Annotated in this window: 21 protein-coding genes and 1 pseudogene; 12 read left to right on the plus strand and 10 right to left on the minus strand. The window is 68.6% G+C overall.

Features of this window, described 5'->3' with window-relative positions; genetic code table 11:
• The 6 genes and pseudogenes from G3N92_RS34985 to G3N92_RS16965 all read left to right on the plus strand — a co-directional run.
• Positions 1 to 126: pseudogene (locus G3N92_RS34985) on the plus strand (short-chain dehydrogenase); the annotation flags it as partial.
• 57 nt (positions 127 to 183) lie between these two features.
• Positions 184 to 588 (plus strand): dihydroneopterin aldolase, encoded by a 405-nt coding sequence (locus tag G3N92_RS16945; RefSeq protein ID WP_206128691.1) that lies wholly within the window; start codon positions 184 to 186, stop codon positions 586 to 588.
• Positions 585 to 1,562 carry a tRNA 2-thiocytidine(32) synthetase TtcA gene (gene ttcA, locus G3N92_RS16950; protein WP_206128692.1) on the plus strand — a complete coding sequence of 326 codons (978 nt, stop codon included), beginning with the start codon at positions 585 to 587 and terminating at the stop codon, positions 1,560 to 1,562. The genes G3N92_RS16945 and ttcA overlap by 4 nt, the downstream gene beginning before the upstream one ends.
• A 132-nt stretch (positions 1,563 to 1,694) precedes the next feature.
• Positions 1,695 to 3,056, plus strand: coding sequence for a bifunctional UDP-N-acetylglucosamine diphosphorylase/glucosamine-1-phosphate N-acetyltransferase GlmU (gene glmU, locus G3N92_RS16955; RefSeq protein ID WP_206128693.1), 1,362 nt, complete (start codon positions 1,695 to 1,697; stop codon positions 3,054 to 3,056).
• Between the two features lie 92 nt (positions 3,057 to 3,148).
• On the plus strand, positions 3,149 to 4,966 hold the full coding sequence (glmS, locus tag G3N92_RS16960; RefSeq protein ID WP_206128694.1) for a glutamine--fructose-6-phosphate transaminase (isomerizing): 1,818 nt from the start codon (positions 3,149 to 3,151) through the stop codon (positions 4,964 to 4,966).
• Positions 4,967 to 5,079: 113 nt separating this feature from the next.
• Positions 5,080 to 5,433 (plus strand): antibiotic biosynthesis monooxygenase, encoded by a 354-nt coding sequence (locus tag G3N92_RS16965; RefSeq protein WP_206128695.1) that lies wholly within the window; start codon positions 5,080 to 5,082, stop codon positions 5,431 to 5,433.
• Between the two features lie 17 nt (positions 5,434 to 5,450).
• Here G3N92_RS16965 and G3N92_RS16970 read toward each other — a convergent pair whose 3' ends face one another.
• Positions 5,451 to 5,846 (minus strand): RidA family protein, encoded by a 396-nt coding sequence (locus G3N92_RS16970; RefSeq protein ID WP_206128696.1) that lies wholly within the window; start codon positions 5,844 to 5,846, stop codon positions 5,451 to 5,453.
• Positions 5,847 to 5,961: 115 nt separating this feature from the next.
• Here G3N92_RS16970 and G3N92_RS16975 point away from each other — a divergent pair, with 115 nt between their 5' ends.
• Positions 5,962 to 6,963, plus strand: coding sequence for a LysR family transcriptional regulator (locus tag G3N92_RS16975; protein ID WP_206128697.1), 1,002 nt, complete (start codon positions 5,962 to 5,964; stop codon positions 6,961 to 6,963).
• Here the strand turns inward: G3N92_RS16975 and G3N92_RS16980 are convergent.
• Positions 6,908 to 7,699: a helix-turn-helix transcriptional regulator gene (locus G3N92_RS16980; protein WP_206128698.1), complete on the minus strand. Its 792-nt coding sequence runs from the start codon at positions 7,697 to 7,699 to the stop codon at positions 6,908 to 6,910. The genes G3N92_RS16975 and G3N92_RS16980 overlap by 56 nt on opposite strands.
• 97 nt (positions 7,700 to 7,796) lie before the next feature.
• Between G3N92_RS16980 and G3N92_RS16985 the strand changes: the two genes are divergently transcribed.
• Positions 7,797 to 8,780: a DMT family transporter gene (locus tag G3N92_RS16985; protein WP_206128699.1), complete on the plus strand. Its 984-nt coding sequence runs from the start codon at positions 7,797 to 7,799 to the stop codon at positions 8,778 to 8,780.
• Positions 8,781 to 8,837: 57 nt separating this feature from the next.
• Here G3N92_RS16985 and G3N92_RS16990 read toward each other — a convergent pair whose 3' ends face one another.
• Positions 8,838 to 9,317, minus strand: coding sequence for a DMT family transporter (locus G3N92_RS16990; protein WP_206128700.1), 480 nt, complete (start codon positions 9,315 to 9,317; stop codon positions 8,838 to 8,840).
• A complete protein-coding gene (locus G3N92_RS16995; protein WP_206128701.1) occupies positions 9,314 to 9,754 on the minus strand; it encodes a DMT family transporter in 441 nt (146 codons plus the stop codon). The genes G3N92_RS16990 and G3N92_RS16995 overlap by 4 nt, the downstream gene beginning before the upstream one ends.
• Before the next feature lie 159 nt (positions 9,755 to 9,913).
• Between G3N92_RS16995 and G3N92_RS17000 the strand changes: the two genes are divergently transcribed.
• Complete coding sequence (locus G3N92_RS17000; protein ID WP_206128702.1) at positions 9,914 to 10,807, plus strand: LysR family transcriptional regulator; 894 nt, start codon at positions 9,914 to 9,916, stop codon at positions 10,805 to 10,807.
• A 7-nt stretch (positions 10,808 to 10,814) separates the two neighbouring features.
• On the opposite strand, the gene G3N92_RS17005 is transcribed toward G3N92_RS17000, so the two are convergent.
• Complete coding sequence (locus tag G3N92_RS17005; protein ID WP_339385764.1) at positions 10,815 to 11,465, minus strand: helix-turn-helix domain-containing protein; 651 nt, start codon at positions 11,463 to 11,465, stop codon at positions 10,815 to 10,817.
• A gap of 175 nt (positions 11,466 to 11,640) precedes the next feature.
• Between G3N92_RS17005 and G3N92_RS17010 the strand changes: the two genes are divergently transcribed.
• Positions 11,641 to 12,933, plus strand: coding sequence for an NAD(P)/FAD-dependent oxidoreductase (locus G3N92_RS17010; protein WP_206128704.1), 1,293 nt, complete (start codon positions 11,641 to 11,643; stop codon positions 12,931 to 12,933).
• 175 nt (positions 12,934 to 13,108) lie between these two features.
• Positions 13,109 to 14,266 carry an alpha/beta hydrolase gene (locus G3N92_RS17015; protein WP_206128705.1) on the plus strand — a complete coding sequence of 386 codons (1,158 nt, stop codon included), beginning with the start codon at positions 13,109 to 13,111 and terminating at the stop codon, positions 14,264 to 14,266.
• Positions 14,267 to 14,306: 40 nt separating this feature from the next.
• Here the strand turns inward: G3N92_RS17015 and G3N92_RS17020 are convergent, their stop codons facing one another.
• The 3 genes from G3N92_RS17020 to G3N92_RS17030 are packed head-to-tail and all read right to left on the minus strand — an operon-like array spanning position 14,307 to position 17,259.
• On the minus strand, positions 14,307 to 15,656 hold the full coding sequence (locus G3N92_RS17020) for an MFS transporter (RefSeq protein WP_206128706.1): 1,350 nt from the start codon (positions 15,654 to 15,656) through the stop codon (positions 14,307 to 14,309).
• Positions 15,657 to 15,699: 43 nt separating this feature from the next.
• The gene (locus G3N92_RS17025) at positions 15,700 to 16,497 is read right to left on the minus strand and encodes a TIM barrel protein (protein ID WP_206128707.1); all 798 of its coding nucleotides are present in this window, start codon (positions 16,495 to 16,497) and stop codon (positions 15,700 to 15,702) included.
• A gap of 18 nt (positions 16,498 to 16,515) precedes the next feature.
• On the minus strand, positions 16,516 to 17,259 hold the full coding sequence (locus G3N92_RS17030) for an SDR family NAD(P)-dependent oxidoreductase (protein WP_206128708.1): 744 nt from the start codon (positions 17,257 to 17,259) through the stop codon (positions 16,516 to 16,518).
• Between the two features lie 116 nt (positions 17,260 to 17,375).
• On the opposite strand from G3N92_RS17030, the gene G3N92_RS17035 reads away from it, so the two are divergent.
• On the plus strand, positions 17,376 to 18,290 hold the full coding sequence (locus tag G3N92_RS17035; RefSeq protein WP_241014834.1) for a LysR family transcriptional regulator: 915 nt from the start codon (positions 17,376 to 17,378) through the stop codon (positions 18,288 to 18,290).
• A 19-nt stretch (positions 18,291 to 18,309) separates the two neighbouring features.
• Here the strand turns inward: G3N92_RS17035 and G3N92_RS17040 are convergent, their stop codons facing one another.
• Complete coding sequence (locus G3N92_RS17040; RefSeq protein ID WP_206128709.1) at positions 18,310 to 19,848, minus strand: amino acid permease; 1,539 nt, start codon at positions 19,846 to 19,848, stop codon at positions 18,310 to 18,312.
• A 70-nt stretch (positions 19,849 to 19,918) separates the two neighbouring features.
• Positions 19,919 to 20,495: SDR family oxidoreductase (locus G3N92_RS17045; protein WP_206128710.1), on the minus strand; the 577-nt coding region annotated here is incomplete at its 5' end.

Below are 20,495 nucleotides of genomic sequence, written 5' to 3' on the forward strand. Positions count from 1 at the left end.
ACGCCGCACGCCGACGAGCTGGCCGAGGCCGCCTGCTACCTGGCCGGCGCGGCGGGCGTGACGGGCGCCACGCTGACGGTGGACGGCGGCGAGCACCTCGCCCCGCCCGGCGACCGACAACCCTGACAGGCGCTCCGGCGCCGAGATTTCGCGTGTCCGCACGCCCCTTTGACTGGAACGACCATGTTTTCCGCCCTCCTGCACCCCCGGCTCGCCGATTGCCGCAGGCTTTACCTGCGCAACCATGACGTTTCCATGCGAATCGGCGCGTTCGAGCACGAGAAGCGCGGCGAGCAGCGCGTCGTGATCAACATCGACGTGTTCGTGCCGCTGTCGCTCACCACGCCGGTGCAGGACAAGCTGCGCGAAGTGATCGACTACGATCTGATGAAGCAGGCCGTCGCGCATTGCATCGCCGACGGCCATATCCACCTGCAGGAAACGCTGGTCGACTCGATCGCCGCGCGCCTGCTCGCGCACGATGCCGTGCGCGCGGTGCGCGTCTCCACCGAGAAACCGGACGCCTACCCCGATTGCGACGCAGTGGGCGTCGAAGTCTTCCGCATCAAGGACGAGGAGCGCGCATGAACGCCCCCCATACCCCCGAACAGAACCAGGCCGTCGAGGCCGCCGAAGCCGGCCGCCCCGCGCTGACGCGCCGCGAACAGAAAGCCGCCTACGAGAACAACAAGCTGCACAAGCGCATCGTGCGCCAGGTCGGCCAGGCGATCGGCGATTACAACATGATCGAGCACGGCGACAAGGTGATGGTCTGCCTGTCGGGCGGCAAGGACAGCTACGCGATGCTCGACGTGCTGCTGAGCCTGCGCGAGCGCGCGCCGATCGATTTCGAGATCGTCGCCGTCAACCTCGACCAGAAGCAGCCGGGCTTCCCCGAGCACATCCTGCCCGAATACCTGAAGCAGGTCGGCGTGCCGTTCCACATCGAGAACCAGGACACCTACAGCATCGTCAAGCGGCTCGTGCCGGAGGGCAAGACCACCTGCTCGCTGTGCTCGCGGCTGCGCCGCGGCATCCTGTACCGCGTGGCCGGCGAGCTGGGCGCGACCAAGATCGCGCTCGGCCATCACCGCGACGACATCGTCCAGACCTTGCTGCTGAACATGTTCTACGGCGGCAAGCTCAAGGGCATGCCGCCCAAGCTGCAATCGGACGACGGCAAGAACATCGTGATCCGCCCGCTCGCCTACGTGAAGGAAGTCGATCTCGAGAAATACGCCGAGCTGCGCGAATTCCCGATCATCCCGTGCAACCTGTGCGGCAGCCAGCCGAACCTGAAGCGCGCCGAGATGAAGGCGCTGATCCGCGACTGGGACAAGCGCTTCCCGGGCCGCGTCGAGAACATGTTCAACTCGCTCGCCAAGGTGGTGCCGTCGCACCTGATGGATACCGGTCTGTATCCGTTCGCCAGCCTGCGCGCGAGCGGCCAGGCCGATCCGGACGGCGACATCGCGTTCGACGAGGATCCGTGCGGCACCGACGCCGCCGCGCCGGCCAGCGGCGGCCAACCGATCTCGATCGTGCAGTTCGACGATCTGTAACGATGGTTCACGATTGCCGCGAAACGCCCGTCCGGCGGGCGTTTCGCGGCAAAATCGGGGCCGTCCCGCTGCCAATTCCGCGCAGCCTGCATGCTAGAATTCTCAATTCTGAACACTCCTCATGCGGGCGCCATGAATATCGTGATTTTGGCGGCAGGCACCGGTAAGCGGATGCGCTCGGCGCTCCCGAAGGTGCTCCATCCCCTGGCTGGCAAGCCACTCCTCTCCCACGTCATCGATACCGCCCGCACGCTCGCGCCCTCGCGCCTCGTGGTGGTGGTCGGCCATGGCGCCGATGCGGTCAAGGCCGCGGTCGACGCGCCCGACGTGCAATTCGCGTTGCAGGAACAGCAGCTCGGCACCGGCCACGCGGTCAAGCAGGCCCTGCCGCTGCTCGATCCGGCCGTGCCCACGCTGGTGCTGTACGGCGACGTGCCGCTCACGCGCGCGAGCACGCTCAAGCGCCTGACCGACGCCGCCACCGACGCCCGCTACGGCATCCTGACCGTCACGCTCGACGACCCGACCGGTTATGGCCGGATCGTGCGCGACGCGTCCGGCAGCGTCACGCGCATCGTCGAACAGAAAGATGCCTCGCCCGAGCAGCTCAAGATCGCCGAAATCAACACCGGCATCGTCGTCACGCCCACCGCGCAGCTCGCGATGTGGCTCGGCGCGCTCGGCAACAACAACGCGCAGGGCGAGTACTACCTGACCGACGTGGTCGAGCAGGCCATCGAGGCCGGCTTCGAGGTGGTCACCACCCAGCCCGACGAGGAATGGGAAACGCTCGGCGTCAACAGCAAGGCGCAGCTCGCCGAGCTCGAGCGGATCCATCAGCGCAACCGCGCCGAGGCGCTGCTGGTCGACGGCGTGACGCTGGCCGATCCGGCGCGCATCGACATCCGCGGCACGCTCGACTGCGGCCGCGACGTGTCGATCGACGTGAACTGCGTGTTCGAGGGCAAGGTCGCGCTGGCCGACGGCGTGTCGATCGGCGCGAACTGCGTGATCCGCAATGCCACGATCGGCGCCGGCACCCGCATCGACGCGTTCTCCCACATCGAAGGCGCGCAGATCGGCGCGCAGGCCGTGGTCGGCCCCTACGCGCGGCTGCGGCCCGGCGCGCAACTGGCCGACGAATCGCACGTGGGCAACTTCGTCGAGGTCAAGAACGCCGTGCTCGGCCACGGCTCGAAGGCCAACCACCTCACCTACATCGGCGACGCCGACATCGGTGCGCGCGTGAACATCGGCGCGGGCACGATCACCTGCAACTACGACGGCGCGAACAAGTTCCGCACCGTGATCGAGGACGACGTGTTCGTCGGCTCCGACACCCAGCTCGTCGCGCCGGTACGCGTGGGCCGCGGCGTCACGATCGCGGCCGGCACGACCGTCTGGAAGGATGTCGGCGAGGGCCAACTGGTGCTCAACGACAAGAAGCAGACGGAGAAATCGGGCTACGTGCGCCCGACCAAGAAGAAGGGCTGAGGAAGGCTCGCGCAGCCCCGTTGTCTACCCGGTTTTGAACGTTTCGAAGGCGCACCCGAACTGCGCCTTCATCATTTGGAGGATCGATCGTCATGTGCGGCATTGTCGGCGCAGTTGCGCAACGTAATATCGTTCCGGTGCTGATCGAAGGTCTGCGCCGGCTGGAATACCGCGGCTACGATTCGTGCGGGGTGGCCGTGCTCGAGAACGGCGCGCCCAAGCGCGCGCGCAGCACCGCGCGCGTCGCGGATCTCGACGCCCAGGTGCGCGACACCGGGCTCGAAGGCTTCACCGGCATCTCGCACACGCGCTGGGCCACGCACGGCGCGCCGGTCACGCACAACGCGCACCCGATCTTCTCGTCGGACGCCGTCGCCATCGTGCACAACGGCATCATCGAGAACTACGAAACGCTGCGCGAAGGGCTGCGCGAGAAGGGCTACGCGTTCGTCTCGCAAACGGACACCGAAGTCATCGCCCACCTCGTGCACAGCCTGTATCGCGGCGACCTGTTCGCCGCCGTGCGCGAAACCGTCGCGCAACTGCACGGCGCCTACGCGATCGCCGTGATCCACAAGGATCAGCCGAACACCGTGGTGGGCGCCCGCCAGGGTTCGCCGCTGGTGGTGGGCTTCGGCGACGGCGAGAACTTCCTCGCCTCCGACGCGCTCGCGCTGGCCGGCAGCACCGATCGCTACACGTTCCTCGAAGAAGGCGACGTGTGCGAACTGTCGCTGACGGGCGTGAAGATCGTCGACCGCGACGGCGCGCGCGCCGAGCGCGAAGTGCGCGTGGTCAGCGCCTACGGCGGCGCCGTCGAACTGGGCCCGTATCGCCACTTCATGCAGAAGGAAATCTTCGAGCAGCCGCGCGCGATCGCCGACACGATCCCGCCGATCGAGGCGTTCGATCCTTCGCTGTTCGGCGACACGGCCGCCGCCACCTTCGCCGACATCGACAGCCTGCTGATCCTCGCCTGCGGCACCAGCTCCTACTCGGGCATGACCGCCAAGTACTGGATCGAATCGATCGCGAAGATCCCCACGCAAGTCGAGATCGCCAGCGAGTACCGCTACCGCGATTCCGTGCCGAACCCGCGCCAACTGATCGTCGTGATCTCGCAATCGGGCGAGACCGCCGACACGCTGGCCGCGCTCAAGCACGCGCAATCGCTGGGCCACAAGCACACGCTGGCCGTGTGCAACGTGGCGACCAGCGCGATGGTGCGCCTGACCGAGCAGCAATTCCTGACGCGCGCCGGCACCGAAATCGGCGTGGCCTCCACGAAGGCGTTCACCACGCAATTGGTGGCGCTGTTCCTGCTGGCGGCGACGCTCGGCAAGCTGCGCGGCCATGTGGATGCCACGCGCGAAGCCGACTACATCCGCCAGTTGCGCCACCTGCCGGCCGCGCTGAACAGCGTGCTGGCGCTGGAGCCGCAGATCATCGCGTGGTCGGAAGAGTTCTCGCGCAAGGAAAACGCGCTGTTCCTCGGCCGCGGGCTGCACTACCCGATCGCGCTCGAAGGCGCGCTGAAGCTCAAGGAAATCTCGTATATCCACGCCGAGGCCTACCCAGCCGGCGAACTGAAGCACGGGCCGCTCGCGCTCGTGACCGAAGCGATGCCGGTGGTGACGGTGGCGCCGAACGACACGCTGCTCGAGAAGCTGAAGTCGAACATGCAGGAAGTGCGCGCGCGCGGCGGCGAGCTGTACGTGTTCGCCGATGCCGACACGCACATCGTCAACGACGAGGGCCTGCACGTGATTCGGATGCCGGAGCACTACGGGCCGCTGTCGCCGATCCTGCACGTGGTGCCGCTGCAGTTGCTGGCGTATCACACAGCGTGCGCGCGCGGGACGGATGTGGATAAGCCGCGAAATCTGGCGAAGTCGGTCACTGTGGAGTGAGTGGGCGGCGGTTGGAAATCGATTGAAAACCCGGGGCTTCGGCCCCGGTTTCTTTTTCAGGCGCGGCAGCGGCACGGCCGCCGGTTCTCGCGCGCCTTCACCGGAACCACCGCATGTACGCCTCCACCTTCATCTTCCGCCCCGGCCAATACGACGCGGCGTTCCACCGGCTCGACGAGACAATCGCCGAAATCGCCCGCGCCATTCCCGGCTATCTCGGCGAGGAAGCATGGCAGAACGCCGACGGCACGCTGATCCAGAACGTCTACTACTGGGCATCGGAAGCGGCGCTCAAGCAATTGATCGGCCATCCCGCGCACCTCGAGGCCAAGCAGCAGCAGGCGCGCTGGCTGGACGGCTATCGCGTCGTCATCGCGCAGGTGCTGCATCAATACGGCGACGGCAAACTGCCGATGTTCGGCGATGCACCGGCCGCGTCAGCGAGCGGCGAACACGCTGCCGGCTGACGCGCCGCCCCCACCGATCACGCGCCCGGCAGCTTCGCCACCACCTTGATCTCCACGTCGAACCCGGAGAGCCAGGTCGCCCCCACCACCGTCAGCGCCGGATGCGGCGCCTCGCCCCAATACTCGGGCAACACCTCCCACACCGGTGCAAAGTTGCGCTGCGGATCGACCACGAACAGCGTGACGTCCTGCACGTCGTCGAAGCGGCAGCCGGCGGCGGCCAGCACCGCGTTCAGATTCTCGAAGGCAAGCCGCGCCTGGGCCTTGATTTCGGGCTCGGGCGAACCATCTTCGCGGCTGCCGACCTGGCCCGACACGAACAGCAAGCCATTGGCGCGCACGCCGGCCGAATAGTGATGGCGGTCATACAGGGCCTGGCGGCCGGCGGGGAAAACGACATCGCGTCGGGTCATCGAAACACTCCTGCGGTTGAGATCGGAAACGACACCTTACGGCGCTTGTCCGCCCCCGATAAATGGGCAACACTGGCCTTCACTGTTTGCATTCCCCACACAATCAGGATCCCGCATGGACAGGTTCGACGCGATGCAGGCCTTCGCCCGGGTCGTGGAAACCGGCAGCTTCACGCGCGCGGCCCACACGCTGCACATGAGCAAGACCACGGTCAGCCAGCTCGTCCAGCAACTGGAGGCGCGCCTGCGCGTGAAGCTGCTGAACCGCACCACGCGCAAGGTGGTGGCCACAGCCGACGGCGCGGCCTACTACGAGCGCGTGCAGTTCCTGCTGGCGGCGCTCGACGACGCGGACACCGCGCTCTCGCACGCCGCCACCGCGCCGCGCGGGCGGCTGCGCGTCGATGTGCCGAGCCCGTTCGCGCGCCTTTTGCTGATCCCCGCGCTGCCGGCGTTCCAGGCGCGCTATCCGGACATCCAGCTCGAACTGGGCGTCAGCGATCGTCACGTGAGCCTGATCGACGAGAGCGTGGATTGCGTGATTCGCGGCGGCGCGCTGCGCGATACGTCGCTGGTGGCCCGGCACATCGCCGACCTGCCGATCGGGGCCTACGCCGCGCCCGCGTATCTGGCGCAGCACGGCGTGCCGGCCCATCCCCGGGACCTGCAGGACGGCGCGCACCGGATCGTCGGCTACCGGCAGGCGCGCAGCGGCAAGGCGCTCGCCTACACGATGCGGCGCGCGGCCGAGGAACTGCAGGTGCACGGCCGCCCGGTGCTGATCGTCGACGACGGCAACGCCTATCTCGCGGCGGGCCAGTCCGGCATGGGCGTGTTGTGGCTGCCGCATTACATGGCGTCGCAGCCGGTGGCGGCCGGCGAGCTCGTGCCGCTGTTCGAGGATTGGGAGATCGTGCCGATGCCACTCCATCTCGCCTACGCGCCGAACCGCCATGTCAGCCGCAAGCTGCGCGTGTTCATCGACTGGATCGTCGAGCTGATGCAGGCGAGCGCGCCGGCGGTAACGGTGCCGCAGCCGGCCCTGCCCGCCCCCGGCAGACCTACCCGACGAACCGCTTCGGGCTCTCGCCGGTCAACCGCCGAAACATCGCGATGAACGCCGACGACGACGCATAGCCAAGATCGAACGCCACCGATTCCACGCTCTGCCCCTGCCGCAGCAGCGGCAGCGCCGTCACGAGCCGCAGCCGTTGCCGCCATTCCGTCAGCGACATGCCGAGTTCGCTCTGGCAGCGGCGCATCAGCGTGCGCTCGGTCAGGTTCACGCGCGCCGCCAGCTCGGCCAGCGTGCGGTTGTCGGCGGGATCGTCGCGCAGCCAGCCGAGCACGGCGCCCAGTTCGGCGTCGTCGGTGCGCGGCACGAAGCTGCCGGTGGTGCGGCACATCAGCAATTGATCGACCAGCACGCGCAGCAGCCGCGCGCGGCTCGGCGCATGGCCGCCGGCCTGCGCGTCGTCGCGCAGCTGTTCGAGGATCGCGCGCAGCAGCGGCGTGACCATCACGGCGCACACGCTGTCGGGCATGCCGCGGCACAGATCGCGGCGGATATACACCGAGCAATGCACGGCCTCGTGATGGTTGAAGCCGGTGTGTTCGGTTTCGGGCGGAATCCACAGGCCCAGATGCGGCGGCGTCAGGAAATGCTGCGCGCCGGCCGCGACCTCGGCGATGCCGCTGAACGAATAGACGAATTCGCCCCACGGGTGACACAGCTCCGGATAGCGGCCGTGCGCCGGCATGTGCTCGGTGCGGAAGAACACCGGCGCCGGCATGGTGTCGGTGAACGGCGGCTCGCGAACGTGCGCGGCCGCGAACGGAATGCCGCGTTTCATGCTCTGGCGTTCTCGCGCGATTGAATGTCAGTTTTGCACTATATCGCACGAAACCGTTTCGCCAATACTGTCAGCCTCACACTTCGGAATCCTGGCCATGAGGAAAGCGGTCGACGCCCGCGCCACGCTGCTGATGATCGTGCTGTGCCTGATCTGGAGCTTCCAGCAGGTGGCGATCAAGCTGACGGCCGCCGATGCCGCGCCGATCCTCCAGGTCGCGCTGCGCTCGGGCGCGGCGGCGGTGCTGGTGTGGCTCTACGGGCGCGTCGTGGCGCGCGACCGCTGGCTGCGCGGCGGGATCCTGCCGGGCGCGCTTGCCGTCAGCCTGCTGTTCGCCGCCGAATTCCTGCTGGTCGCGCAGGGGCTCGCGCGCACCAGCGCCTCGCACGTCGTGGTGTTCCTCTACACCGCGCCGATGTTCGCCGCGCTGGGCCTGCACCTGCGGCTGCCCGACGAACGCCTGAGCCGTCTGCAATGGAGCGGGCTGGCGCTGGCGTTTCTCGGCATCGCGCTGGCGTTCCTGGTGCCGAGCCTCACGGGCGGCGGCGGTAGCGGCGGTGGCCACGGCATCGCGTCGTGGATGCTCGGCGACCTGCTCGCGCTGGCCGGCGGCGCGGCCTGGGGGCTGACCACCGTGGTGGTGCGCGTCAGCCGCATGAGCGAGGCGCCGGCCACGCAGACGCTGTTCTATCAGTTGTCCGGCGCATTCGCGATCCTGCTGCCCGCATCCTGGCTGTTCGGCGAAGCGCACTTTCACGGCAGCCCGGCGCTCTGGGCGAGCCTCGCGTTCCAGACCTTGTTCGTCTGCTTCGCGAGCTTCCTGATCTGGTTCGCGATGCTGCGCCGCTATCTGGCCGCGCGTCTCGGCGTGCTGTCGTTCATGACGCCGATCTTCGGCGTGGCGTGGGGCGTGCTGCTGCTCGACGAGCACCCGGGCGCGGCGTTCATGGCCGGCGCGGCGCTGGTGATGGCCGGGCTCGTGATCGTCAACGGCGAGGCGTGGATCGCGCCATGGCTGGCGCGGCTCGCGCGCGCGGTGCGCCCCGGTGCGAACGGCCCGCGCGACGCGCGGCCGTCCTGAGCGCCTCGTACACGACACGCGCGCGGCAGGCGCCGCAAGCCACACGCGCCGCCCGCCTCAGGCGTTCGCCTTCTCCTCGGCCACCGCCGCCTCGGCCGTATTGCTCGTGTAGATGAAGTACAACGCGATCGCGAGACACACGGCCGCCAGGCAGCGCGACGTGGAAAACGGAATTGCGTGGTTGCCCATCCAGCCGAAGTCGTCGATCAGGATCGACATCAGCAACTGCCCGAGAATCACGGCGACGGTCGCCACGGCCGTGCCGATCCGCCCCACCGCGAACGCCATCGTCAGCACGTAGATCAGCCCGAGAAACGAGCCGAGCAGTTGCCACTTCGGCACGTCGAGCAGCGTCAGCGCGTGCCTCGGCTCGAACAGCACCACCAGGATCGCGCAGAACACGGTGCCCACCAGGAACGTCAGGAACGTGGTGCGGATCGCGCCCTGCTCGGCCGCCAGCCGGCCGTTCACCGCCACCTGCGCGCTCAGCAGCGCGCCGCCGATCACGGCCAGCACCACCATCAGGATCACGATCACGATTGGCCCCCTGCGATCAGCGCCAGCGCGGCCACCACGAACAGCAGCGCGATGCACTTGCGCGCGTCGACGCGCCGCCGCGGCGCGCCGAACCAGCCGAAATGGTCGATCAGCAGGCTCTTGCCGACCTGCCCGGCCAGGATGCCGGTCATGGTCATGGCGATGCCGATCACCGGCGCGACGACCGTCAGCACCACCACATAACCCGGCCCGAGGATGCCGCCGGTCAGTTGCCAGCCCGGCGCGCGCAGGAACGGCGCGGGATTGCGCGGCCCCCAGAACAGCATCATCAGATACATCAGCGCGGCCTCCACGCCGAACAGGCACAGGCTGGCCCAGTAATGCCCGACCTCGCGGCCGAGCGGCCCGAGCAGCGCGGCCTCCACCGAAAGGCCCATGCCGGCCACGATCACCAGCAGGATGGAAAGAAGTTTCATGGGATCGAATCGAACCTCGCCCAGCGCCGCACGGCCGGCCCGCGGCGCCGGTGGGATAGCGGGAACCGGCCGACCCGAAGCGTAGCGCCGCGTCGGTTGAAGAAAAACCGGCTAGAGTTCCGAAGATCTCGGACAAACACTCTCAAATCGGGGCGGCGCATGGATTCGCTGACGAGCATCGGCTTTTTCGTTCAGGTCGCGGATACGCGCAGCTTCTCGGAGGCGGGCCGCCTGCTCGGCGTGTCGCCGTCGGCGGTGGGCAAGAGCGTGAGCCGCCTGGAGGCGCAACTGGGCGTGCGGCTGTTCCACCGCAGCACGCGCAGCGTCACGCTGACGGCCGAAGGCGCGCTGTTCCTGGAGCGCAGCCGGCGCATTCTGTCGGAGGTCGAAGCGGCGCAACTGGAGCTGTCCACCACGCGCCGCGCGCCGCAGGGCCGGTTGCGCATCAGCGCGCCGCTGGTGAGCAGCCTCGTCATGCCGATGCTGACCCGCTTCATGGCGCGCTATCCCGAGATCGAGCTCGACGTGGATTTCTCGAACCGGCTGGTCGACATCATCGACGAAGGCTTCGATGCCGTGATCCGCACCGGCGAGCCGGCCGATTCGCGTTTGATGTCGCGGCCGATCGGCGCGTTCCGGCTGATGCTGGTTGCCGCGCCGGCCTATCTGGCGGAACGCGGCGCGCCGCGCACGCCGCGCGATCTGCTTCAGCACGCGTGCCTGCATCACCGCCTGCCGAGCACCGGGCGGCGCGAGGCCTGGCCGCTCGACTGGCAGGACGCCGATCTCGAGGCGCAACTATCGGCGGCGATGACCTCGAACACGATCGAGCCGCTGTACGACGCGGCGCTGGCCGGGCGCGGCATCGCCTGCCTGCCCGATTTCATGGTGCGCGGCGCGCTGCGCGACAACACGCTGGCGGCCGTGCTCGAACCGTACGTCGTGCATCACGGCACGTTCCGCGTGCTCTGGCCGTCGAGCCGGCATCTCGCGCCGAAGCTGCGCGTGTTCATCGATTTCGCCGGCCAGGAGCTGTTCCGAGCGCCGAACTGAACGCGCGTTATCGGCCGAGCAGGTTCATCGCCGTGGCCAGCACCGCCTGCTGATAGCGCTCGCGCTGCTGCGGCAACGGCGTGAACGCCGCCAGCAGATGCTCGTAGGACACCGTGGTGCTGATCGCGTTGACCAGCATGAAGAAGCTCAGATCGGCGTCCGCCATCGCGATGTCGCCGGCTTCGGCGGCAGCGGCCAGCAACGGCACGAACGCGTCGCGGCAAGGCCGCACCAGTTTGTCGATCAGGATGTCCAGGCGCTCGCCCTCGGCCGTGGCCGCGGTCGAGAAGAACATGCCGAGATCGGGCTCGGCGAACACTTCCCGCACCAGCAGCGCGATCGCCTGCTCCAGCCGCTCTCGGGCCGTCAGCGGCGCGCCGCCGAGCGCGCGCAGCGCCGCGACGAACGCTTCGGTGTGCTCGGCGATATGCTCGACCACCGCCAGCCACAGCGCGTCCTTCGCGCCGAAGTGATGCGCGATCAGCGCAGCGTCCACGCCGCATTCGCGCGAGATTTCCCGCACGCTGGTGGCGTCGAACCCGCGCCGCGCGAACGTTCCGCGCGCCGCGCGCAGGATCGCCTCGCGCCCCACCGAAGCCCGCTGCAGCGGCCGCCCGCGTGCGCGCTTGCCCGCGTGTTGGTCCGCGTCTTTGCCCACGTGTTTGCCCGTTTGTGCGGCCGCCTCGCGCGCCACGTCGTCAGCCTGTTTCACCGCCATCACCGCTCATTTGTTTCTGAATTCGCAACAGATTGAAGCGCCGCGTAAATTTGACGCAGCGCGTTCCCGTCGATAGGATCCGAATAATTCATCACTTGTTGAATTAAATCAATCCGTGAAGACATCCAAACGCGTTGTGATCGTAGGCGGGGGGATCGCCGGCATTCTGCTGGCGACCAAGCTGAGCCATCAGGCGCGCGCCGGCCGCGCGATCGACGTCACGCTCGTCGACAAGAGCCCGACCCATATCTGGAAGCCGATGCTGCACACCATCGCGGCCGGCACGCGCGACGTGAACCAGCAGCAGGTCAGCTTCATCGCGCACGCGGCCGCGCACGGCTACACCTATCAGCCCGGCGAGATGTGCGGGCTCGATCGCGACCGCAAGCGCATCGAGGTGGCCGAGCTGCGCGCGCCGAACGGCGAGCGCGTGCTGTCGTCGCGCAGCATCGGGTACGACGCGCTGGTGCTGGCCCTCGGCAGCCATGCGAACGATTTCGGCACGCCCGGCGTGACCGAGCACGCGCACTTCATCGACAGCCAGCCTCAGGCCACCCGTTTCAACGAGATCCTGCGCGCACGCCTGTTCCGCAGCATCGCGCGCGACGAGGCGTTCCGCGTGGCGATCGTCGGGGCCGGCGCGACCGGCGTGGAACTGTCGGCCGAGATGAGCCGGCTGCTCGAGATCGCCTCGGGCTATGGCGACCCGACCGTGCGCGAGCGGCTCGAACTGACGCTGATCGAGAGCGGCCCGCGCGTGCTGGCCGCGTTTCCGCCCAGCATCTCCGAGCAGACCGAAGCGGTGCTCACGAAGATGGGCTTTCGCGTGATGACCTCGACGCGCGTCACCGGCGCGACCGAGGGCGGCTACCGGCATGACGGCGATGGCTTCGTGCCGGCCGACCTGATGGTGTGGGCGGCGGGCGTCAAGGCGCCCGATTTCATGGCCGGGCTGGCGGGCCTCGACACCACGCGCTCGAACCAGGTGATCGTCGGCCCCACGCTGCAATCGCGGGCCGACGAGGCCGTGTTCGCGGTGGGCGACTGCGCGAGCCTGCAACTCGACGGCGAGGCGCACCCGCTGCCGCCCACCGCGCAGGTCGCCACGCAGCAGGCCGAGCACCTGGCCGCCGCGCTGCCCGGCTGGTTCGCGGGCGGCACGCTGCCGCCGTTCGCCTACCGCAACTTCGGCTCGCTGGTGTCGCTGGCCGAATACGACGCGTTCGGCACGCTCGGCCAGTTCGGCTTCTTCAGGGGCGGCAACATTCGCGGGCGTCTCGCGCAGTTGAGCCACGCGATGCTGTACCGGCGGCATCAGCAGGCGCTGCACGGGTTCGGCAAGGCGTCGCTGCTGTGGGCGGCCGAGCGGCTCAACGGGCTGGCGCAGCCGAAGATCCGGCTCGCCTGACGCCCGAATCGGGAGCCGGGCCTTTCACGGCGACAGGAAGATCGGCGCGATTTTCCTGTTTCGCTTGAAGGTCAATTCACGCGCCGGCCCCTAGCGGAGAACGCGGCCGCGCGGCAACAATCGGGATTTCCGTGCTTTGTGCTTCACTGTGCGCTTCACGCTCCCGGATGCCCCGATGACGATCTTCCCTCGCCTGCTCCCCCGCGCTGTTCGCGCTCGTGATTGCGCGCGGCCGCTGGCCGCACTGCTGATGACGGGTGCGCTGGCTGCCGTGGCGTCCGCGCCGGCCCGCGCCGCCGAGCCGGCCGCGGCGCCCGCGTCCACTACCGCATCAGCGCCCGCCTCCACGCCGCCTCGCACCGGCAGCGCCGCCAAGGCCGACGACGGCCCCGTCTACGGCGCGCAGCTCGAAGGCTTCGATTACCCGTATCCGGTCTCGCATTTCAGCTTCCATTCGCAGCGCCAGGTCCTGCAGATGGCCTACATGGACGTGCCGCCCGCCGCCGGCAAGGCCAACGGCCGCACCGCCGTGCTGCTGCACGGCAAGAACTACTGCGCGGCCACCTGGGGGCCGACGATCAAGGTGCTCAGCGAAGCGGGCTATCGCGTGATCGCGCCCGACCAGATCGGCTTCTGCAAATCGAGCAAGCCGGACAGCTATCAGTTCTCGTTCCAGCAGCTCGCGCTGAACACCCATGCGCTGCTGCAATCGCTCGGCATCGAGCAGGCCACGCTGATCGGCCACTCCACGGGCGGCATGCTGGCGATCCGCTACGCGCTGACCTATCGCGACGCCACCCAGCAGCTCGTGCTGGTCGACCCGATCGGCCTGGAAGACTGGCGCGCCAAGGGCGTGCCGCCCGTGTCGGTCGATCAGTGGTACGAACGCGAACTGCACACGAGCGCGGACCGGATCCGCAACTACGAGCGCAACACCTATTTCGCGGGCCAGTGGCGCGCCGATTACGAGCCGTCGGTGCAGATGCTGGCCGGCATGTATCGCGGCCCCGATCGCGCGCGCGTGGCGTGGAATTCGGCGCTGCTGTACGACATGATCCTGACGCAGCCGGTGGTCTACGAACTGCCGCAACTGCAAACGCCCACGCTGCTGATCGTGGGCGACAAGGACAACACGGCGATCGGCAAGGAATACGCGCCCGCGAAAATCCGCCCGACGCTCGGCAACTACCCGCTGCTGGCCAAGCAGGCGGCCGCGGCGATCCCGCACGTGCGCCTCGTCGAATTCCCCGATGCGGGCCACGCGCCGCAGATGCAGGATCCGGCGCAGTTCCATGCCGTGCTGCTGAAGGGCCTCGCGGAGCCGGCGCAATGACGCGTGCCGGTTTCCCGGCGCATGCCGCCGCGCCGGCGGCTCACCCCTCCCCCTTCCCCAGCCGTTCGAGCGGCACGTCGTACGTCTCCCGCATCGAGTAGATCGACGCGGCCGACAGCAGGCAGACGAACGCCGCGAACGCGGCCGGCATCACCCACGCGGCGGTGCCGAACTTGCCGATCAGCGCCGTCTCGATCAGCGGTGCGAAACCGGCCACCGCGAACCCGAACTGCGTGCCGATCGCCATGCCCGAGAGCCGCACCTGAGTCGGGAAGCGCTCGGCGTAGGTGGCCGGCCAAACGGCGTTCGTGATGCTGTAGACGATGCCGCCGAGCAGCACGCCGGTGCCGAGCACGAGCGCATCGCTGCCGGTGGCGACGGCCCACAGGAACAGCGCCGTGCACACCGCGCACATCAGGTTGCCCGCGATGAACACCGGGCGCCGCCCGATCCGGTCCGACAGCGACGCGTAGACGGGAATCACGAACACCGCGATCAGGTTCCCGGCGATGGCGGTCCACAGCATCGTCGAGGTGCTGACGTGATGCGTCATCGTGCGCGAGAACGACAGCGAGAACACGGCGAACGTGGTGCCGATCGACGCGATCAGCGCGGCGAAGAACACTTGCAGCAATTCCTTGCGATAGGTCGAGAACAGCGTCTTGAGCGGCGCGCGCGGCAGCTCGCCGTGCGAGGCCTCGCGCTGGAACGCCGGGGTTTCGTCGAGCCGCGCGCGCACCAGCAGGCCGACCACCACCACCACGGCGCTCAGCCAGAACGGCACGCGCCAGCCCCACGACAGCAGCTGATCGTCGGACAGGAACGCGGCGAGCGGCAGCACCACGGCCGGCGCGAGCACCTGGCCGCCCTGCGTGCCGCTCAGCGTCCAGCTCGTGTAATAGCCGCGCCGGTTGGCCGGCGCATGCTCGAACGACATCGAATTGGCGCCGGCCTGCTCGCCCGCCGCTGAAATGCCCTGCAGGATCCGCAGCACCACCAGCAGCGCCGGCGCGAGAAGCCCGGCGCTCTGGAAGGTCGGCAGGCAGCCCACCAGGAACGTCGACACGCCCATCAGCAGCAGCGTGCCGACCATCACGACCTTGCGGCCGAGCCGATCGCCGAAATGCCCCATCAGGAACGAGCCGAGCGGGCGCGCGGCATAGGCCACGCCGAACGTGGCCATCGATGCGAGCGTGGCCGCCGCGAGGTCGCCGGGCGGAAAGAAGATGCGCGGAAACACGAGCGCCGCGACCGTGCCGTAGATGAAGAAATCGTAGTATTCGAGCGCGCTGCCGATCCATCCGGCGATCGCCGCGCGGCGTGCGCGGCGCTTGTGCTCGGTGGGGGCGGCCGCCTGGGTCGCGCCGTTGTGCACCGTGTTCGTCGTCATTGTCGTCTCCATGTTTGTTGTGTTGCGGGCCGCCGGTTGCCGGCTAGCCGTCGCCGTGCAGCAGCCGTTCGGTGGCTTCGCGCACGCGCCACGCGCGCTGCGCCGGATCCGACGGGCAGGCGAGCGGCACTTCCGCGCCCAGCGGCACGTGCTCCGGCACCGCCGCCAGCAACGCGTGCAGCGGCAGCTCGCCGTCGCCCGGCAGCAGCCGGTTGCCGCGCGCCTCGTCGATGATGCCCGAGGCCGGCGGCGATTCGAGCGGCGCGTCGCACAGCTGCACGCTGCCGATCAGCGCCGGATCGAGCGCCGCGACCGCTTCCACGGTGCCGCCCGAGCGGATCAGGTGCAGCGCGTCGATCAGCACGAACGCGTTGTCGCGGCCCGCCCGCCTGACCACGTCGACGGCATCCTCCAGCCGCGCGACGGGCCGCCAGATCATGAATTCCACGTCGAGCGCGAGCCCGTGCGGCCGCGCCAGGTCGCAGAGCGCGGCGAGCCGGTCCACCGCGCGCCCGCGGTCGGGATCGTCGATATTGACGCACACGCGCCGCGCGCCGAGCTCCGCGCCCGCCTCGAAGGCCGGCAGGTAATCGTCGACGCGCGTGTCGGCGCCGATCCGCACCACCTCGATGTCGGACACCGCCACGTTGAGCGCGGCCATCCGGCGCTGCGTCTCGCGCAGCGCCTCGGTGCCCGCGCGCAGCGGATATTCCACGCCGCCCGGCATCGGCGCGCAGAGCCGGATGCCGACCGCGCGAAAACCGGCCTGCGCCGCCAGCACGATCAGGTTCGGCGGCCCCACTTCGAGCACCGTCAAATGAGACAGGGAAAGCCTTTTCATGGGTCGCGCCCCGCGCAATCAGTAGGTGGCGCGACCGCCCGTCAGGTCGAACGCGGCACCGGTGGTGAACGAACACTCCTGCGTCGACAGCCACGCGACCATCGACGCCACCTCGTCCGGCCGTCCCGCGCGCCCGAGCGGTATCTTCGCGAGTACGAACTGTCGGGATTCGGCCGTCATGTTGCGCAGCATCTCCGATTCGATCGCGGCAGGTGTTACGCAATTGATACGGATGTCGGTGTCCGCCAGTTCCTTGCTCATCGATTTGGTCAGTGCGATCACACCGGCCTTCGACGCGCCGTACGCGCCCTGATTCGGGTTGCCTTCCTTGCCGCCCACCGACGAGAGGTTGACGATGCGGCCATGGCTGGCCTGGCGCAGATACGGCAGCACCTCGCGGCAGCAGATGAACACGCCCGTCAGGTTGATGTCGAGCACCTGCCGCCACGCGTCGATCGAATAGGTCTCGACCGGGCCGATCGGGCCGTTGATGCCGGCCGCATTGATCAGGACGTCGATCGATCCGAAGTGCGCGAACGCGGCTTGCGCGGCGGCGGCCACGCTGGCGGCGTCCGTCACGTCCACCTGCGCCGACGCGGCCGCGCCGAGCTTGTCGGCCGCCGCGAGCGCGGCGGCGCCGTCGATGTCCCAGAGCACGACCTTCGCGCCCGACGCCACGAAACGGTCGGCGATGGCGCTGCCGATCGCGCCCGAACCGCCGGTGATCACGCACACGCGGTCCTGTAAATCGAGCCGGTTCATCCTGCCTGTCTCCCTGATTGAGCGATGTACCGAGCCGATACTAGGGAGAAACGCCCGGTTTGTCGTATGCGCGATCGCCGGTAACCTATAACTTTCGGTTAATCCCTGGAGGGGCCTTGCGCTTCAAGCTGCGTCACATGGAGGTGTTCCGGGCGGTCATGCTGACGGGCTCGATCAACGCCGCCTCGCGGATGCTGTTCGTCTCGCAGCCCGCCGTCAGCAAACTCGTTTCGCATATCGAAACGACGCTCGGCCTGCGTCTGTTCGAGCGCGCCAAGGGCCGCCTCGTGCCGACGGCGGAAGCGCATGCGCTGTTTCGCGAGGTGGAGCAGCTCTATCAGGCCGCGCAGCGCGTGGACGAATTCGCCCATGCGCTGTCGCTCGGGCCGTCGAGCCTGCTGCGCGTGTCGTGCAGCGCGTCGCTGGCGATGAGCGTGGTGGCGCCCTCGCTGGTGGATCTGAAGCAGAAGCTGCCCGCGCTGACGGTGAGCTGGCAGACCACGCTGATCGCCGACATGCCCACCGGCCTGCTGAGCAAGGAAGTGGACGTGGCGATCTCGGCGATGCCGGTGCTGCACGAGCACCTGGAGAACATCCCGTTCATGCACGGGCAAATGGTGTGCGCGCTGCCGAAGGGGCACCGGCTGGAGGCGCAGCCGAGCGTGTCGCTGGCCGATCTGGCGAACGAGCCGATGGTGCTGTTCAAGCGCGACATTCCGTTCGGCACGACGATCGCGCAGGCGTGCCAGCAGGCCGGCGTCGAACTGAAATCGACGCTCGACGTGATGCGCTCCGATCAGGCGCTGGCGCTCGTCGAGGGCGGCCTCGGCGTGACGATCGTCGACAACTTCGCGACCACCGGCAGCGCGCTCGCGATCCGTCCGCTGCGCGAGCCGATCGATCTGACCGCGCACTTCGTCTATTCGCGCTTCGCGCCGCCGTCGCACAACGTGAGCCGGCTGATGGAAGCGGTGTACCGGCGCGCGCAGGCGCTGGGGCGCGCGATCCCCGGCGTGTTCGAGGGCCGGTGATCGCGCGGCGGCGCGCCGCTTACTGCTCGCCGAGCCGCTCTTCCATGCCTTCGAGCGCCAGCTCGCGCTCCTTCGACAGCCCGCCCAGCGGCGGCCCCGCGAAGCTCTTGCGCACGCCGCCCAGGTACCACACGCCGAGCAGCAGCACGAGCAGCGCCGCGATCACGTAGATCACCTTCTCGTTCGGCGGCTGGATGCCCACGTAAGCCAGCACCAGCGCGCCCACCACGGCCGCCGCCGCGAACGGCTTGGAGAGCCAGCCGAGCTGGAACGGCCCCTTCTGCGTCCAGGTGCGTCCTTCCGCGAAGATGCCGGCCGCGATCGGCATGGCGTACGAGATGAACAGGAACACGGCGCTGCCGGCGCTCAGCACGCTGAACGCGTCGCCGTACAGCGTGATCAGGATCGCGAGGATCGCCGAGGTCCAGATCGCCGTGCCCGGCGTGCGGTGCAGCGCGTTCACGCGGCGCAGCCACTTCGAGCCGGGCAGGCCGCCGTCGCGGGCGAACGCGTACATCATGCGCGAGGTCGAGGTGACGGCCGCCAGCCCGCACACGTAGTTGATGAAGAACATCAGCAGTTCGATCACGAGCCGCAGCGGCCCGGGAATCGGCGCGAGGATCGCCTGGAAGAAGCCGGTGCCCTGCTTGACGGCGTCCGCCACGCTCGGCATCACCAGCACGAACGAGCACACCATCACGTAGCCGAACGTGGTCGACCAGAACACCGAGCCGATGATGCCGCGCGGCACGTTGCGCGACGCGTCGCGCGTTTCCTCCGAGGTGTGCGCCGAGGCGTCGAAGCCGGTGATCGTGTAGGCCGTCAGCAGCAGGCCGGACAGGAACGCCATCGCCATCGTCTGCTTCGGCCACATGCCGCCGTCGGTGCCGGTGAAGTTGGTGAAGGTGAACAGGCGCGACAGATCGAGCTTGACCGGCGAGTAGTAGAGCAGCGCCGCGACCAGCAGGATCGTCACCACGAAGATCAGGTATCCCGACAGATCGGTGATCAGGCTCGTGATGCGGATGCCGCGATGGTTGAGCAGCGCCTGCGACGCGGTGATGACGGTGAGGAACAGGGTTTGCGCGCCCCAGCCGAGCGAATCGGGCGACACGCCGAACAGCGGCGCGATGATGGTCTTGAAGAACGGATCGTAGGTGCCGTAATTGATCGCGGCCACCACGAACACGAGCCCGAGCAGGTTCAGCCAGGCGGTGAGCCAGCCCCAGGTCTTGCCGCCGAGAATCGAGCCCCAGTGATAGAGGCCGCCCGCCGTGGGATACGACGACGCGATCTGCGCCATCGCGGCCGCCACCACCATCGCGAACAGCGAGCCGAGCGGCCAGCCCAGGCCGATCGACGCGCCGCCGGCCGCCGACAGCCCGAGCTGGAACGACGTGATGCCGCCCGACAGGATGCAGATCAGCGAGAACGACACCGCGAAGTTCGAGAACGCCCCCATGCGGCGCGACAGCTCCTGCGCGTAGCCCATCTGGTGCAGCAGCCTGACGTCGTCGTCAGCGGGGCCGGCCGCGCCGGCCGTGTGTTTGATGTCCATGACGAATCCCTTTCATGTACGCGAGCGGCCGCGCCGCGCGCAGGATGCCCGATGCCCGGAACCGGTGCGCTCAGGCCGCCGTGAAGCAGTTGTCCACATACAGGTGCGCGCCGTTGACGAACGATGCATCGTCGCTCGCCAGGAACAACGCGGCCTGCGCCACTTCCTCGGGCGCGCACAGCCGCCCCTGCTGCGCCGCCAGCGCCGCCTCGCTCGCATCGAAGCCGTATTTCGCCAGCGCGCCGATCTCGCGCTGCCCGTGCGGCGTGTTGATGAAGCCCGGGTTCACGGCGTTGCAGCGGATGCCGCGGTCGCGATACTCCACGGCGATCGCCCGCGCGAACATCGCGCACGCGCCCTTGGTGGTGCAATACAGCACCTCGAGCGGGGTGGCCGCCACCGACGAGATCGACGCCGTGCAGACGATCGCGCCGCGCCCCGCTTCCAGCATGTGCGGCAGCACGGCGCGCGTCATCATGAACATGCTGCGCACGTTGACGTCCATGAGCCAGTCGTAATCCTCGTCGGTGGTGTCGAGGAACGGTTTGACCACGATGCTGCCCGCGTGATTGAACAGCACGTCGATGCGCGCGAAACGCTGCACCACGCCCGCCACGGCGGCGTCCACCGCGTCGCGGCGCGACACG

The sequence above is a fragment of the Burkholderia sp. Ac-20379 genome, assembly GCF_017104645.1.
GTDB lineage: Bacteria > Pseudomonadota > Gammaproteobacteria > Burkholderiales > Burkholderiaceae > Burkholderia.

Excerpts from the sequence above, each read along its gene's own strand:
- G3N92_RS16945 (WP_206128691.1), top strand. The coding sequence starts at position 184 with ATGTTTTCCGCCCTCCTGCACCCCCGGCTCGCCGATTGCCGCAGGCTT.
- ttcA (WP_206128692.1), top strand. The coding sequence starts at position 585 with ATGAACGCCCCCCATACCCCCGAACAGAACCAGGCCGTCGAGGCCGCC.
- glmU (WP_206128693.1), top strand. The coding sequence starts at position 1,695 with ATGAATATCGTGATTTTGGCGGCAGGCACCGGTAAGCGGATGCGCTCG.
- glmS (WP_206128694.1), top strand. The coding sequence starts at position 3,149 with ATGTGCGGCATTGTCGGCGCAGTTGCGCAACGTAATATCGTTCCGGTG.
- G3N92_RS16965 (WP_206128695.1), top strand. The coding sequence starts at position 5,080 with ATGTACGCCTCCACCTTCATCTTCCGCCCCGGCCAATACGACGCGGCG.
- G3N92_RS16970 (WP_206128696.1), bottom strand. The coding sequence starts at position 5,846 with ATGACCCGACGCGATGTCGTTTTCCCCGCCGGCCGCCAGGCCCTGTAT.
- G3N92_RS16975 (WP_206128697.1), top strand. The coding sequence starts at position 5,962 with ATGGACAGGTTCGACGCGATGCAGGCCTTCGCCCGGGTCGTGGAAACC.
- G3N92_RS16980 (WP_206128698.1), bottom strand. The coding sequence starts at position 7,699 with ATGAAACGCGGCATTCCGTTCGCGGCCGCGCACGTTCGCGAGCCGCCG.
- G3N92_RS16985 (WP_206128699.1), top strand. The coding sequence starts at position 7,797 with ATGAGGAAAGCGGTCGACGCCCGCGCCACGCTGCTGATGATCGTGCTG.
- G3N92_RS16995 (WP_206128701.1), bottom strand. The coding sequence starts at position 9,754 with ATGAAACTTCTTTCCATCCTGCTGGTGATCGTGGCCGGCATGGGCCTT.
- G3N92_RS17000 (WP_206128702.1), top strand. The coding sequence starts at position 9,914 with ATGGATTCGCTGACGAGCATCGGCTTTTTCGTTCAGGTCGCGGATACG.
- G3N92_RS17015 (WP_206128705.1), top strand. The coding sequence starts at position 13,109 with ATGACGATCTTCCCTCGCCTGCTCCCCCGCGCTGTTCGCGCTCGTGAT.
- G3N92_RS17020 (WP_206128706.1), bottom strand. The coding sequence starts at position 15,656 with ATGACGACGAACACGGTGCACAACGGCGCGACCCAGGCGGCCGCCCCC.
- G3N92_RS17025 (WP_206128707.1), bottom strand. The coding sequence starts at position 16,497 with ATGAAAAGGCTTTCCCTGTCTCATTTGACGGTGCTCGAAGTGGGGCCG.
- G3N92_RS17030 (WP_206128708.1), bottom strand. The coding sequence starts at position 17,259 with ATGAACCGGCTCGATTTACAGGACCGCGTGTGCGTGATCACCGGCGGT.
- G3N92_RS17040 (WP_206128709.1), bottom strand. The coding sequence starts at position 19,848 with ATGGACATCAAACACACGGCCGGCGCGGCCGGCCCCGCTGACGACGAC.